We start from the raw sequence: 12,820 nt of genomic DNA on the forward strand, positions 1-12,820 counted from the left end.
GGGTCCCGTACCTCCATCTGGTCGCCTCACATGGTGCGCGCCGGGCGGCGGCCGGACGCTGGGGCATGGCCCGAGAAGGACCACCGCGACATGAGGAGAGCACCGATGCCCCCTAAGCTCCCTGTCCTCGCCGTCACCGCCCTCGCCGTCGGCGCCCTCGGCCTCGGCGTCCTGCCCGCGAACGCGGGCGAACCCTCCCCGCCCGGCTCCCCCGCCGCCGGCGCGACGCCCGCGCCCGAGATCGCGCCGGGGATGCTCAAGAGCATCAGCAAGGACCTCGGCATCACCGCCGCGGACGCCAAGAAACGCGTCGCCAACGAGCAACGGGCCGTCGACGTCGAGAAGAAGCTCCGCAAGAAGCTGGGGGCCCGCTACGGCGGTGCCTGGGTCACCGGTGCCACGTCGAAGCTCGTCGTCGCGACCACGGACAGCGCCGACCGCAGCGTCATCGAGGACGAGGGGGCCGAGCCGAAGGTCGTCAGGAACAGCCTCGCCGCGCTCCGCTCCGCCAAGAACGCCCTGGACACCTCGGCGCTCAAGCGCGCGCCCCGTGCGACCTCGGTGTGGGCGGTGGACGTACGGAGCAACAGCGTCCTGGTCAGGGCGGGCGAGCCCGCCGCCGCGAAGGAGTTCCTCACCCGCAGCGGGGCGGCGGCGTCACTGTTCCAGGTGACGCGCTCCTCGGAGCAGCCCCGTACGTACGCCGACGACCTGCGCGGCGGCGACGCCTACTACTCGGGCGGCTCGACGCGCTGCTCCGTGGGCTTCGCGGTCACCAAGGGCGGCACGGACGGCTTCGTCACCGCGGGCCACTGCGGACGGACGGGCACGAAGACCTCGGGCCACAACCGCGCGGCGCAGGGCACCGTCCGCGGCAGCTCCTTCCCCGGCGACGACTACGGGTGGGTGGCGGCCAACAGCGACTGGCGTGCCACGCCGTACGTCAAGGGACCCGGCGCGGCGAACCTGTCCGTCGCGGGCTCGAAGGAGACGCCGGTGGGCTCCTCGGTCTGCCGCTCCGGTTCGACCAGCGGCTGGCGCTGCGGCGTCGTCGAGCAGCACGACGCCACCGTCACCTACCGGGAGGGCACGGTGCACGGCCTCTCCCGTACGTCCGTGTGCGCCGAACCCGGCGACTCCGGCGGGCCGTTCGTCTCCGGCGACCAGGCGCAGGGCACGACCTCGGGCGGCTCGGGCGACTGCTCGACGGGCGGTACGACCTACTTCCAGCCGGTGGCCGAACCGCTCGCCGAGTACGGCCTGAAGCTGAGCACGAGCTGAGGCAGGCCACGAGCCGAGGCGAACCGGCACCGGCCGCACGCCGCCCCTCCGGGCCTCCGGACCTCCGGCCCGCCGCGCGTCAGCTCGCCCCGTGCCCGGGTGCGATCTCCTCGATGCGGCGGGCCAGTTCGATGTCCTTCTCGGTGACCCGGCCGCCGACGCTGTGCGTGTTCACGGTGACGGACACCGTGTTGTAGCCGAGGGAGATCTCCGAGTGGTGGTTCAACTCCTCCTGGATCGCGGCCACGTGCATCACGAGGGCGGCGGCGGGGAGATGCTTCCCGAGGGAGTACGTACGGGAGACGCTGTCGCCGTCGGTGCTCCAGCCGGGCAGGGCGGCGAGCGCCTCGTCGGTCTGCTGCCGGGTCAGGGGTTCGGGAGCCATGGGGTGCCTCTCGCTTTCACGTCGGGCCTGCGGTTCGGGCGTTCGGGCCGGGCGCCGGGTCGGACCTGAGCCGTCGCCGGCGCACGACGGACCTCACCAACCCTAGGGCCGGCGCAGGCACTTCCCCTCCGGCGGCGCGGGACGCCCGGCGGCCGGCGCATCCCGGCGGGCCTGAGCCGGCTCGAACCGGCGCTGCGCGCCGACTCCTCGTCCCGGCACATCTCCTTCCTCGGCACGGGCCGCTCGCGCCCCCAGCCGGGAGACGGTGCTGAAGCTCGCCGAGCAGCTCGACGTGCCCGTACGGGAGCGCAACTCGCTGCCGGTGTCCGCCGGTTACGCGCCGCACTGCCCGGAGACCCCGCTCGACTCCCCCGCCCTGGGCCCGTTGCGCTCGGGCCTGGAGCGGACGGCCGCCGCGTACGAGCCGTATCCGGCGCCCGTCCTGGACGGCGGGACGGCGGCTACGACGTGCCCGCCGCCCACCGCGCCGTCCTCGCCCTGCTGGAAGGGACGCCGCCCCGGCTGCTGGAGCCGCCGCTGAACGCGATGCGTCTCACGCTCCACCCGGAGGGACTGGCCCCGCGGATCGCCGACTTCCGCCAGTGGCGCGGACATCTGCTGCGTCAGATGGAGCGTCAGCCTGCGCCGGTGCGGTCCGCGCGGCTGCGCGAACTGTACGAGGAGGTCACGGCGTATCCGCTGCCGCCGGGCGGTGCGGAGAGCGCCGCGGACGATGAGGCGGCGGAGCACCTCCGGCACTCGACCTCGCGGCGCGGAGCGCATAACCGAAGACCGTCGCCGCGCGCCCCGCACCGTACGTGCCGACGGCCCGTACATTCCGCTCGGCCCGTGGCCGCCCGCACCTGGGGCTCGTCTCATGAGCGTTTTTCCGCACACCCGTTGACACCCCGCCTCCACTTCCGGTTGAGTGCCGCCATCGCGCGTCGGCTAAAGCGGTTTAACCACCGATGACGTGCATAACCGAGCAAACCAGTACCTCAACTCACCCCACGACCGGACGGGTTCGGCGCCATGGCAGCAGCACGCGAGAGACGGCCCACCATCGCGGACGTGGCCAGGCTCGCCGGAGTCTCCCCGAGCGCCGTCTCGTTCGCGCTCAACGGGCGTCCCGGTCTGGCCGAGGCGACGAAGTCGCGCATCCTGGCCGCCGCCGCCGAACTCGGCTGGCGCCCCAGCCGTCCCGCGCAGGCGCTCTCCCGTGGCAGGGCGGGCGCGCTCGGACTGGTCCTGGCGCGGGAGACGGACGCGATCGGGGCGGACCCGTTCTTCCCGGCCTTCATCGCCGGTGTGGAGTCGGTGATCTCACCGCGCGGCGACTCGCTCGTGCTGCATGTGACCGCCCCGGGCGACGAGGGCGCCGCCTACCACCGGCTGGCCGCCGACCGCCGCGTCGACGGCGTGCTGCTGACCGACATGCGCGTGGACGACCCGCGGCCCGAACTGACCGCCGGACTCGGCCTGCCCGCCGTGGTGGTGGGCGACCCGGACTGCGCGCAGGGGCTGTGCGCGGTGAGCCTCGACGACCGGCCCGCCTTCACCGCCGCCGTCGCCCGGCTCGCCGAACTGGGCCACCGGCGCATCGCCCATGTCGCGGGGCCGCCGGAGTTCCGGCACGCGCTGCGCCGCCGTGAGTCGTGGGAGAAGGCCGTACGGGACGCGGGCCTGACGCCCGGTCCGGTGCTGCCGGGCGGCTTCACCGCCGACGGCGGCGCGGCGGCGACCCGCGAACTGCTCGCCCTCGACGCCCCCGAGCGGCCCACCGCGATCGTCTACGCGAACGACCTGTCGGCCACCGCCGGGCTCGCCGTGGCGCACCAACTGGGCCTGTCCGTANGCCGGGCTCGCCGTGGCGCACCAACTGGGCCTGTCCGTACCGGAGGAGCTGTCCGTCGTCGGCTACGACGACACCCCGCTCGCCGCCTACACCCACCCTCCGCTGGCCTCCGCCCGCGCCGACGCCCAGGGCTGGGGCGCGGCGGCGGCCCGCGCGCTGGACGAGGTCATCGCGTCGGGACGCGCCGACGACGTCGACCTCGCCCCGGCCGAACTGCTGCCGCGCGCCTCGATGGGCCCGGCGCCCCGGCCCGGGTCCGTGCCACGGCCACGGCGCACGCCCACGCCCGCGTCCACGCCCGCGGACTCGTCCACGTCCGAGCCGACCGTACGGAGAGACCCTTGCTGAGGAAGACGGGAGCGGCGCTGCTGGTGCTCGCCCTGACGGGCGTGAGCGCCGGATGCGCCCGTACGGCCCCCGACAGCACGGCCGCGGCCTCGGCACGCGGCCCCATCACGGTGTGGGTGTCCAACAACGCCCAGGAGGTGGCCTGGGGGAAGAAGACGGTCGCCGAGTGGAACCGGAAGCATCCCCGTGAGCGGGTCAAGATGCAGCAGATCCCGGCGGGCAAGACCTCCGAGGAGGCGCTGAGCGCGTCCATCATCGCGGGCAACAGCGCCTGTCTGGTCTTCAACACCTCGCCCGCCTCGGTGCCGCAGTTCCAGAAGCAGGCCGGTCTCGTGCCGCTCGACGGCTTCCCCGGCGGCGCGGAGTACGTCACCTCGCGTACGGGCGCCGACCGCGCCGCCCAATACCGTTCCGAGGACGGGAAGTTCTACCAGCTCCCCTGGAAGAGCAACCCGGTGATGATCGTCTACAACAAGAAGATCTTCAAGAAGGCCGGACTGGACGCGGAGCACCCGAAGCTCTCGACGCACAAGGACTTCCTGGCCAGTTCGCGCAAGATCGTGCGCAGCGGCGCGGCCAAGGCGGCGATCTGGCCGGCGCCCAGTTCGGAGTTCTTCCAGTCCTGGTTCGACTTCTATCCGTCCTTCATCGCCGAGTCCGGCGGGAAGCAGCTCGTCGAGGACGGCAAGCCGCAGTTCGACTCCCCCGCCGGGCACCGCGCGGTGAACTTCTGGAACACCGTCTACCGAGAACGCCTCGCGCAGCAGGAGCTGTTCCCCGGCGACGCGATGGCCGCGGGCAAGGCCGCGATGACGGTGGCCGGGCCGTGGGCGATCGCCGCGTACAAGGACAGCATCGACTGGGGCGTGGTGCCGGTGCCGACCGCGAAGGGTCTGCCGCTGTCGAAGACGCACACCTTCTCGGACGAGAAGTCGGTCTCGATGTTCAGCGCCTGCGAGAACCGCGCCACCGCCTGGGACGTGCTGAAGTTCGCGACGTCGAAGCGGCAGGACCGCGCGCTGCTGGACGAGACGGGCCAGATGCCGATGCGCCCGCATCTGCTGAAGACCTACGGCTCCTGGTTCGAGAAGAACCCCGGCTACCGGAAGTTCGCCGACCAGGCGGACCGCATCGTCGAGGTGCCGAGCGTCGCCGGCTCCGTCGACGTGTGGCAGGCGCTGCGGGACCGCTGGACGGCGTCCGTCGTCTTCGGCCGTGAGCGGCCCGTGCCCGCGCTGCGCGAGGCCTCGCGCGACGTCTCCGAACTCCTCGACGAATACTGACGATTGCCGAGGTCTCCCCGATGAGTCTCCCCCTCATATCGCGCCGCCCGGGCGCCGCCGGAACCACCGGCGCCGCTCCCGCGCCCGCCCCCGCGGCCGGCGGCGCCCGGCGCGGAACCCGCTCGCTGGGCGCGCTGTTCGTCTCCCCGTACGCGCTGTTCCTGCTGGTCGTCTTCGCCGTTCCGCTCGGCTACACGGTCTGGATGTCCTTCCACCGCTTCTACTTCACCGCTCCCGGCACCGACGTGGACGCGCCGTGGGTGGGCCTGGGCAACTACCGTGACGTCTTCACCGATCCGGTGGTGCTGCGCTCGTTCCTCAACATCGGCGTCTTCCTGGTCCTCAACATCCCGCTGACGGTGGTGCTTTCGCTCGTCCTCGCCTCGGCGCTGAACTCCCGGCTGCCGATGCGGTCCTTCTTCCGCGCCGCGTACTACCTGCCGTACGTCACGGCGAGCGTGGCCCTGGTGGCGGTGTGGGGCTATCTCTTCGGCACGGACGGGCTGCTGAACCAGACGCTCGGCGGGCTCGCCCCGGACCCGTCGTGGCTGGTCAACTCCACGCTCGCGATGCCCGTCGTCGCCGTCTTCGTCACCTGGAAGAACCTGGGCTTCTTCGTGATGCTCTATCTCGCGGCGCTGCAGAGCGTGCCCCGCGAGCTGTACGAGGCGGTGAGCGTCGACGGCGCGGGACGGGTGCGCACCTTCCTGACGGTGACGGTGCCCGGCGTACGGCACGCCACGACGCTCGTCACGGTGCTCGCCATCATCAAGGGCTGCAACCTCTTCACGGAGCCGTATCTGCTCACGGGGGGCGGCGGGCCCGACCACGCCTCGGCGTCGCCGGTGCTGATCCTCTACCAGAAGGGCATCGAGCAGGCCCACCCGGACTTCGCGGCGGCGCTCGGCGTGGTGCTCGTCCTGTTCGTCGTGACGCTGTCGCTCATCGCCCGCAGGTTCACCGAGAAGAAGGAGGGCTGATCCGTGAACGCAGGCCGCGTACCGGGGCGTTCGCTGCGGATGACGGTGCTCGTACTGGGCGCCGTGGTCTTCCTCTTCCCCTTCGCCTACATGCTCGCCGAGTCGCTGAACAAGGCGACCACCGGCGACCTCGGTTCTGCGCTGCCGCGACCCGGCAGCAGCGGCACGCAGAACTACGAGGCCATCAACGGCGCCGTCTCGCTGGGCCGTTCGCTGCTCAACTCGGGCGTCTTCACCATGGGCGTGCTGCTGTGCACGCTCGTGGTGGGCGTGCTGGCCGGATACGGCCTGGCGCGGCTGGAGTTCCGCGGCCGGGGCGCGCTGTTCGGGGCGCTGCTGCTCGTGCAGACCATCCCGTTCCAGTTGCTGATGCTGCCGCTGTACGTGCTGGTGGTGCGCGACTACGGGCTGGGCGACAGCTACGTGGGGATGATCCTGCCGTTCGCCGTGGAGTCCACGGTCGTCTTCCTCTTCCGGCAGTTCTTCCTCCAGCTTCCGTCCGAACTCTTCGAGGCGGCCCGCATCGACGGCGCCGGCGAACTGCGCATCCTGTGGCGCGTGGCGCTGCCGATGGCCCGTCCCGCGCTGCTGACCGGCACCCTGCTGACGTTCATCGGCCCCTGGAACGAGTTCCTGTGGCCGTTCCTGGTGACGAAGGACGCCGACATGCAGCCGCTCGCCGTGGCGCTGGCGGGCTTCATGAGCAATCTCCGCGGCACCGTGGAGAACCCGACGGGCGCCGTCATGGCGGGCGCGTGCGTGCTGGCCGTGCCCGCGGTCGTGCTGTTCCTGCTCTTCCAGCGCCACTTCACCCAGACCGACATCGACTCCGCGACAAAGGGCTGATCCCACCGTGCTCGACCGCTCCGCAGACACCGCCTCCACCCGCGTCCCGTACCGGCTCGTGCGGGAGGGCGTCGTGATGTCGCCGTCCGACGACCCTCTTGAGGCGGAGGGCGTCCTCAACCCGGCGTCCGGGCGCACCGAGGACGGCACGCTGCATCTGCTGCCGCGCCTCGTCGCCGAGGGCAACGTCTCGCGCGTGGGCCTCGCCGAGGTGACGCTCGAGGGCGGCGTGCCCACGGGCGTCACCCGCCGCGGCGTCGTCCTCGCCCCCGACGCCGGCTGGGAACGCGGCAAGAACAACGCGGGCGTGGAGGACCCGCGCGTGACGTGGATACCGAGCCTCGGGCAGTACGTGATGTCGTACGTGGCCTACGGACCGCTCGGACCGCGCGCGGCGCTCGCCGTCTCCGCGGACCTGCGGGAGTGGCGGCGCCTGGGCCCGCTCCAGTTCGCCTACCAGCCGGACCTGGACACCGACCTCAACCTCTTCCCCAACAAGGACGTCGTCCACTTCCCGGAGCCGGTGCCGGGACCCGACGGCGAACCCGCGTACGCGATGCTGCACCGCCCGATGTGGGACCTGGGCTGGTTCCGTCCCGGCGAGGGCGTCCATCTGCCGGCCGGGGTGAGCGACGAACGGCCCGGTATCTGGATCAGCTATGTCCCGGCCGCCGAGGCCGAGGCGGACCTCACGGCGCTGACCAGGCCCCGCCGCCACCGGCTCGTCGCGCTCTCCGAACACCCCTGGGAGTGCCTGAAGATCGGCGCGGGCCCGGCGCCCGTACGGGTCGAGGAGGGCTGGCTGCTGATCCACCACGGCGTCTCCGGCCGGATGGAACCGTCCGTCGACCAGCAGCAGCACGTCAGTTACGCGGCCGGCGCGATGATCCTCGACCCGGCCGACCCGGCGCGGGTGCTCGCACGCTCCGCGGAGCCGCTGATGGCACCGGAGACGGAGGAGGAGCGCTCGGGCACCGTGCCCAACGTCGTCTTCCCCACGGCCGTCGAGGAGATCGACGGGGTGCGGTACGTCTTCTACGGCATGGCCGACGCGCACATCGGCGTCGCGCGGCTGGAGCGTACGGACTGACCGACCGGGCTCCGGCGGGACGCGGCGGCGCGGGCGCATCGGAACTCCGGGCGCGCGCCCGCCGCTCCCGTGCGCCACCGTGGAGGGTGACGCCGGTACGCACCCGCACAGCGCTGCGCCCCGGCACGCTCACCGCACCGCGAGCACGCGAGGAGGGGCCCGGTGGATCCGCTCACGGCACTGGACCGGATCGCTTTCCTGCTGGAGCGCGGGCAGGCGCCCACCTACCGGGTGCGCGCCTTCCGTACCGCGCACGACGTGCTGGCGGGTCTGGACGCGCGGGAGGTGCGGGAGCGCGCCGAGGCCGCGGGAGGGCTGGAGGCACTCAAGGGCGTCGGCCCCAAGACCGCACAGGTCGTACGGGAGGCGCTGCGCGGCGAGGTCCCCGGCTATCTGGCGACGCTGGAGTCCGGGACCGAAACCGAGTCCGATGCGGGGGCCGGGGCGGAGCCCGAGGCGGAGACGGGGTCCGGAACGGAAGGGGAGGAGACGGCCGCCGACGGCACACCCGTCACCGACGCGGCCCGGCGGCTGCGCGCGGCGCTGCGCGGCGACTGCCATATGCACTCCGACTGGTCGGACGGCGGCAGCCCCATCGCCGCCATGGCCCGTACGGCCGCCGCGCTCGGCCACGACTGGGCCGCGCTGACCGACCACTCGCCGCGGCTGACGATCGCCCGCGGACTGTCCGCGGACCGGCTGCGGGAGCAACTCGACGTCGTGGCACGGGTCAACGAGGAGGTCGCGCCGTTCCGGCTGCTGACCGGCATCGAGTGCGACATCCTCCTCGACGGCTCGCTCGACCAGGACGAGGAGCTGCTGGCCCGCCTCGACGTGGTCGTGGCCTCCGTGCACTCCAAGCTGCGGATGCCCGCGGAGGAGATGACGCAGCGCATGGTCGCCGCGGTGCGCCATCCGCTGGTGGACGTGCTCGGGCACTGCACCGGCAGGCTGCGCTCCAGCCGTCCGGAGTCCGAGTTCGACGCGGACGCGGTCTTCGCGGCGTGCGCCGCGTCCGACACCGCCGTCGAGATCAACTGCCGCCCGGAACGCCTCGATCCGCCGCGCCGGCTGCTGCGCCGCGCCGTGGACGCCGGGGTGCTCTTCTCCATCGACACCGACGCCCACGCACCGGGCCAGCTCGACTGGCAGCTCAACGGATGCGTACGCGCGGTGGACTGCGGCGTCCCCACGGAGCGCGTCGTCAACACCTGGAGCGTGCGGAAGCTGCTGAGCTGGACGCACGGCTCACGCGACGCGTGACGAGCCGTGCCCGGCGCGGGTGACGCGACGTGACGGACGTCGTTCCCGACGCGGCGTCCGGGGCGCGGTGCCGTGCGGCGACGAGAGGGAGACGACGATGTCCGAACCGAGCAGTTCCGGCCGGCCCCGCCGGGACGGCGCGAACCGCACCCTGACCATCCACATCGGTCATGAGGAGGTGCTGATCCGCCAGCGCTACGAGGTGGTCAGCATCACCAACGACATCCTGATCGCGGTCTGGTTCCTCGTGGGCAGCGTCATGTTCTTCTACACCGACTGGGAGCAGACCGGCACCTGGTGCTTCGTCTTCGGAAGCGTCGAGCTGCTGATCCGGCCGCTGATCAGACTGTCGCGGCACGTGCATCTGCTGCGGATGCACGGCGGCAACTACGCGATCCAGGAAGCCAGTCAGGACTTCTGACCCCCGCTACGGCACGCGGCACGGGGCGCGTCCGTGCACACCGTCCGTACGGGCGGGCGCGCGTCCGGCGTGTGCCCGGCGCGCGTGTGTGCCGGCCCGCCCCCGTAGCGGGGTACGTCTGGCACCACCCCCGTGCGGTGGCGGACACCCCTGGTGGGAGGCGTGCTGCGCGGCTGTCCGCGCGGTCGCCGCACCGGAAGGCTTCGGTGCATGACGACAGCGGCGACACAGACGACCGAGACGACCCCCGAGGACCCCGGCTCCCCGGTGCCACGGGCGCGGCAGTCGGGCAGCGACTTCGCGAGGCTGTACACGCGGATCGAGGCGGCCGGGCTGATGCGGCGGCGCCCCGGCCACTACACGCTGCGGCTGACGCTGGTGGGCCTGGCGTTCGCCGCGGGCTGGGCGGCGTTCCTCGCCCTCGGCGAGAGTCGGTGGCAGCTCGCGGTGGCCTGCTTCCTGGGCCTGGTCTTCGGCCAACTCGCCCTCGTGGCCCATGACTTGGCACACCGCCAGATCTTCACCCGGCGCGGGCCCAGCGAGACCGGCGGGCGCATCGTGGGCAACCTCGGCATCGGCATGTCGTACGGCTGGTGGATGAACAAGCACACCCGGCACCACGCCAACCCCAACCACGAGGAGCTGGATCCGGACGTACAGCCCGACATCCTCGTCTGGTCCCAGCAGCAGGCGCGCGCCGCGAAGGGACTGCCGCGCTTCGTGGGCCGCCATCAGGCCGGGCTGTTCTTCCCGCTGCTCACGCTGGAGGGCTTCAATCTGCACGTCTCCAGCGTCCGTGCGCTGCGGGAGCCGCACATGAAGCGCCGGCGGCTGGAAGGGGCGCTGCTGTTCACGCACTTCGCCGCCTATCTCGCGGCGCTCTTCCTCGTCCTGCCGCCCGGTCTGGCGCTCGCGTTCCTCTTCGTCCACCAGGCGGTCTTCGGCGTCTATCTGGGGTCGATCTTCGCCCCGAACCACAAGGGCATGCCGACGCTCACCGGCCAGGAGCGCCCGGACTTCCTGCGGCGGCAGGTCCTCACCTCGCGCAACGTACGGGGCGGGTATCTGACCGATCTGATGCTGGGCGGGCTCAACCACCAGATCGAGCACCATCTCTTCCCGAGCATGCCGTCGCCGCATCTGCGCCGGGCCCGGGTGATCGTCCGCGAGTACTGCGCCGAACTGGGCGTCCCTTACCACGAGACGGGGCTGATCGACTCGTGGCGCGAGGCGCTGGCACATCTGCGGGAGGCGGGGGCGCCGCTGCGTGAGACGGGACGGGGCTAGACCCCGGGGGCGAACGGGCCGGGGAGGGAAGCGAATTCAGGCGGGGCGGGCCGCCGGGCGCTCCCCGTCCCGTTCCGGGTCCGGATCCCCCGGGTCCGGATCTCCCGTATGCGCCGGGCCGCCCGGCGTCCTGCTCGCCGGTACGGCGGTGCCGGCCGACTCGGCCAGCCAGCGGCGGAAGACCGCGTGCACCCGCTCCGCGCCGACCAGTTCGGCGCCGTCCGCTTCCGTACCGTCTGCTTCCGTACCGTCTGCTTCCGTGCCGTTCCGTTCCGCGCCGTCCGCGGGGTCGGACAGCTCGCGCGGGAAGAACAGGAACGCCTCGTTCTGCTCGCCGCCCAGTCCGCCGTGCGAGCCGATCTGCTGCTCGAAGGCGTGCACCGTGCCCGTCCCCGTGTCGATCGCCGAATTGACCACGATGTCCGGCACGTTGCGGAATCCCGCCGTGCGCAGCACGGCCTCCGCCGCGCACGGGCCGAACGGCGCCAGCGGATCCGCGCCCGTGATCTCCCCGTCCTCCAGGCGGTGTTCGGCACCGCCGGCGCCGAGGACGACGGGCCCGTGGTGTTCGCTGTGCACCAGCAGGAAGCCGATGCCGGGATGGTCGGCGAGCGTACGCAGCAGCGACGGATGCCGCTTGTCGATCTGCTCCCGGGACGTCCGCCCCGGCACGTCCGGGAACGAGACCAGTCCGAGGTTGCCCGAGGCCAGCACCACCGGCCCCGCGCTCCGCGACGGCGTGCGCTCCTCGTCCGGCGCGCCGTCCTCCGGTCTGTGCAGCGCGGCGCGCGCCGCCGCCCGCGCCTCCGCGCCGCTCGGCGTACGCCCCACCCGGCGTGAGACGGGCAGCCCGCAGCAGACGCGTACCAGATCCTCCAGCGTCAGCCCGTAACAGCCGCGGAAGGTCTCGCCCGCGCTCTGTCCGTGGTCGGAGAGGAGCACGATGCGGTACGGACGGGGCGCGCGCTGAGCGGCCTTGGCGATCAGCGCCACCGACCGGTCGAGCCGCCGCAGCACCTGCCGCACGTCCCTGCCCCGCGGCCCGGAGTGGTGCGCCACCTCGTCGTAGGCCACCAGGTCGGCGAAGACGGCGCCGCGTCCGCTGAAGACGTCCCCGAGCACGGCGGCGACGACCACGTCGCGCTGCACGACGGTGGCGAAGGCGCGGATCAGCGGATACAGCCCGCCGCGCGGCACCCGCGGCCGCTCCCCGCGCAGCCGCGCCCGCGTGGACTGCGCGACCTCGCGCACCACTTCGGCGACGAAGGAGACGGCGGTACGGGTGGCGTTGGCGGGATCGGAGAAGTACGCGACATAGCCCGCGCGGGAACGGTTCTCCCGGCCGCGGCGTGCGGCCACCGACACCACCAGGGCGACCTGGCCCGCGCCGCCGCTGAAGAGGTTGCCGCGGCTGGCGCCGTCCTGCGCGAGCAGACCGCGGTCGCCGGTGAACTCCACGGCGCGGCGCTGGAGTTCGGCCGCGCCCGAGGGGCGGTTGCTGACCAGCACCTCCCCCGGCTCCTTCTCGTACCAGCGGAAGGCCGGCACGTCCCGGTTGCTGCCGTGCAGGATGCCGAGCTGGCTGGCGCCCGTCTGGGACGGCCAGTCGGTGCGCCAGCGCGTCAGCCGGTGCGTGGTGCCGTGCATCGCGGCGAGCGTCGGCATCAGCGGCGGCGACCCGTCCGGGCCGCCAGCGAGCGCCTCGCGCAGCACACCGTGCCCGACGCCGTCGAGCTGTAGAAAGACCGTGCCCGGGGTGCGCGGCACGGGGCCCAGGCCCT

General features: G+C 72.8%; 10 protein-coding genes and 3 pseudogenes. 11 read left to right on the forward strand and 2 right to left on the reverse strand.

From position 1 onward, the window contains the following. Window positions 1-105 precede the first annotated feature (105 nt). Complete coding sequence (locus AN218_RS24785) at window positions 106-1,281, forward strand: S1 family peptidase (RefSeq protein ID WP_070019153.1); 1,176 nt, start codon at window positions 106-108, stop codon at window positions 1,279-1,281. Between the two features lie 79 nt (window positions 1,282-1,360). On the opposite strand, the gene AN218_RS24790 is transcribed toward AN218_RS24785, so the two are convergent. Next, on the reverse strand, window positions 1,361-1,666 hold the full coding sequence (locus tag AN218_RS24790; protein ID WP_070019154.1) for a 4a-hydroxytetrahydrobiopterin dehydratase: 306 nt from the start codon (window positions 1,664-1,666) through the stop codon (window positions 1,361-1,363). A 159-nt stretch (window positions 1,667-1,825) separates the two neighbouring features. On the opposite strand from AN218_RS24790, the pseudogene AN218_RS34840 reads away from it, so the two are divergent. The 10 genes and pseudogenes from AN218_RS34840 to AN218_RS24830 form a co-directional block, all read left to right on the forward strand. After that, window positions 1,826-2,404, forward strand: a pseudogene (locus tag AN218_RS34840) (helix-turn-helix domain-containing protein); the annotation flags it as partial. A 294-nt stretch (window positions 2,405-2,698) separates the two neighbouring features. Next, window positions 2,699-3,454 (forward strand): annotated as a pseudogene (locus tag AN218_RS38815) (LacI family DNA-binding transcriptional regulator); the annotation flags it as partial. 79 nt (window positions 3,455-3,533) lie between these two features. Continuing rightward, entirely contained in the window at window positions 3,534-3,869 is a 336-nt protein-coding gene (locus AN218_RS38820) for a substrate-binding domain-containing protein (RefSeq protein ID WP_275936994.1), read from the forward strand. 158 nt (window positions 3,870-4,027) lie between these two features. Next, window positions 4,028-5,152, forward strand: a pseudogene (locus tag AN218_RS24800) (extracellular solute-binding protein); the annotation flags it as partial. A gap of 20 nt (window positions 5,153-5,172) precedes the next feature. Beyond that, window positions 5,173-6,132, forward strand: coding sequence for a carbohydrate ABC transporter permease (locus tag AN218_RS24805; RefSeq protein ID WP_070019156.1), 960 nt, complete (start codon window positions 5,173-5,175; stop codon window positions 6,130-6,132). A 39-nt stretch (window positions 6,133-6,171) separates the two neighbouring features. Next, window positions 6,172-6,978 carry a carbohydrate ABC transporter permease gene (locus tag AN218_RS24810; RefSeq protein WP_070019160.1) on the forward strand — a complete coding sequence of 269 codons (807 nt, stop codon included), beginning with the start codon at window positions 6,172-6,174 and terminating at the stop codon, window positions 6,976-6,978. Window positions 6,979-7,054: 76 nt separating this feature from the next. Beyond that, on the forward strand, window positions 7,055-8,068 hold the full coding sequence (locus tag AN218_RS24815; RefSeq protein ID WP_070019161.1) for a glycoside hydrolase family 130 protein: 1,014 nt from the start codon (window positions 7,055-7,057) through the stop codon (window positions 8,066-8,068). 162 nt (window positions 8,069-8,230) lie between these two features. Beyond that, window positions 8,231-9,331 carry a PHP domain-containing protein gene (locus tag AN218_RS24820; protein ID WP_070019157.1) on the forward strand — a complete coding sequence of 367 codons (1,101 nt, stop codon included), beginning with the start codon at window positions 8,231-8,233 and terminating at the stop codon, window positions 9,329-9,331. 97 nt (window positions 9,332-9,428) lie between these two features. Continuing rightward, complete coding sequence (locus AN218_RS24825; RefSeq protein WP_070019158.1) at window positions 9,429-9,752, forward strand: YrhK family protein; 324 nt, start codon at window positions 9,429-9,431, stop codon at window positions 9,750-9,752. Between the two features lie 210 nt (window positions 9,753-9,962). Next, window positions 9,963-11,039 carry a fatty acid desaturase family protein gene (locus tag AN218_RS24830; protein ID WP_079132551.1) on the forward strand — a complete coding sequence of 359 codons (1,077 nt, stop codon included), beginning with the start codon at window positions 9,963-9,965 and terminating at the stop codon, window positions 11,037-11,039. Window positions 11,040-11,075: 36 nt separating this feature from the next. Here AN218_RS24830 and AN218_RS24835 read toward each other — a convergent pair. Next, window positions 11,076-12,820, reverse strand: a 1,745-nt coding sequence (locus tag AN218_RS24835; RefSeq protein ID WP_079132552.1) for an alkaline phosphatase family protein, incomplete at its 5' end; no start/stop codon positions are given.

Source organism: Streptomyces nanshensis, assembly GCF_001751255.1.
Classification (GTDB): Bacteria; Actinomycetota; Actinomycetes; order Streptomycetales; family Streptomycetaceae; genus Streptomyces; species Streptomyces nanshensis_A.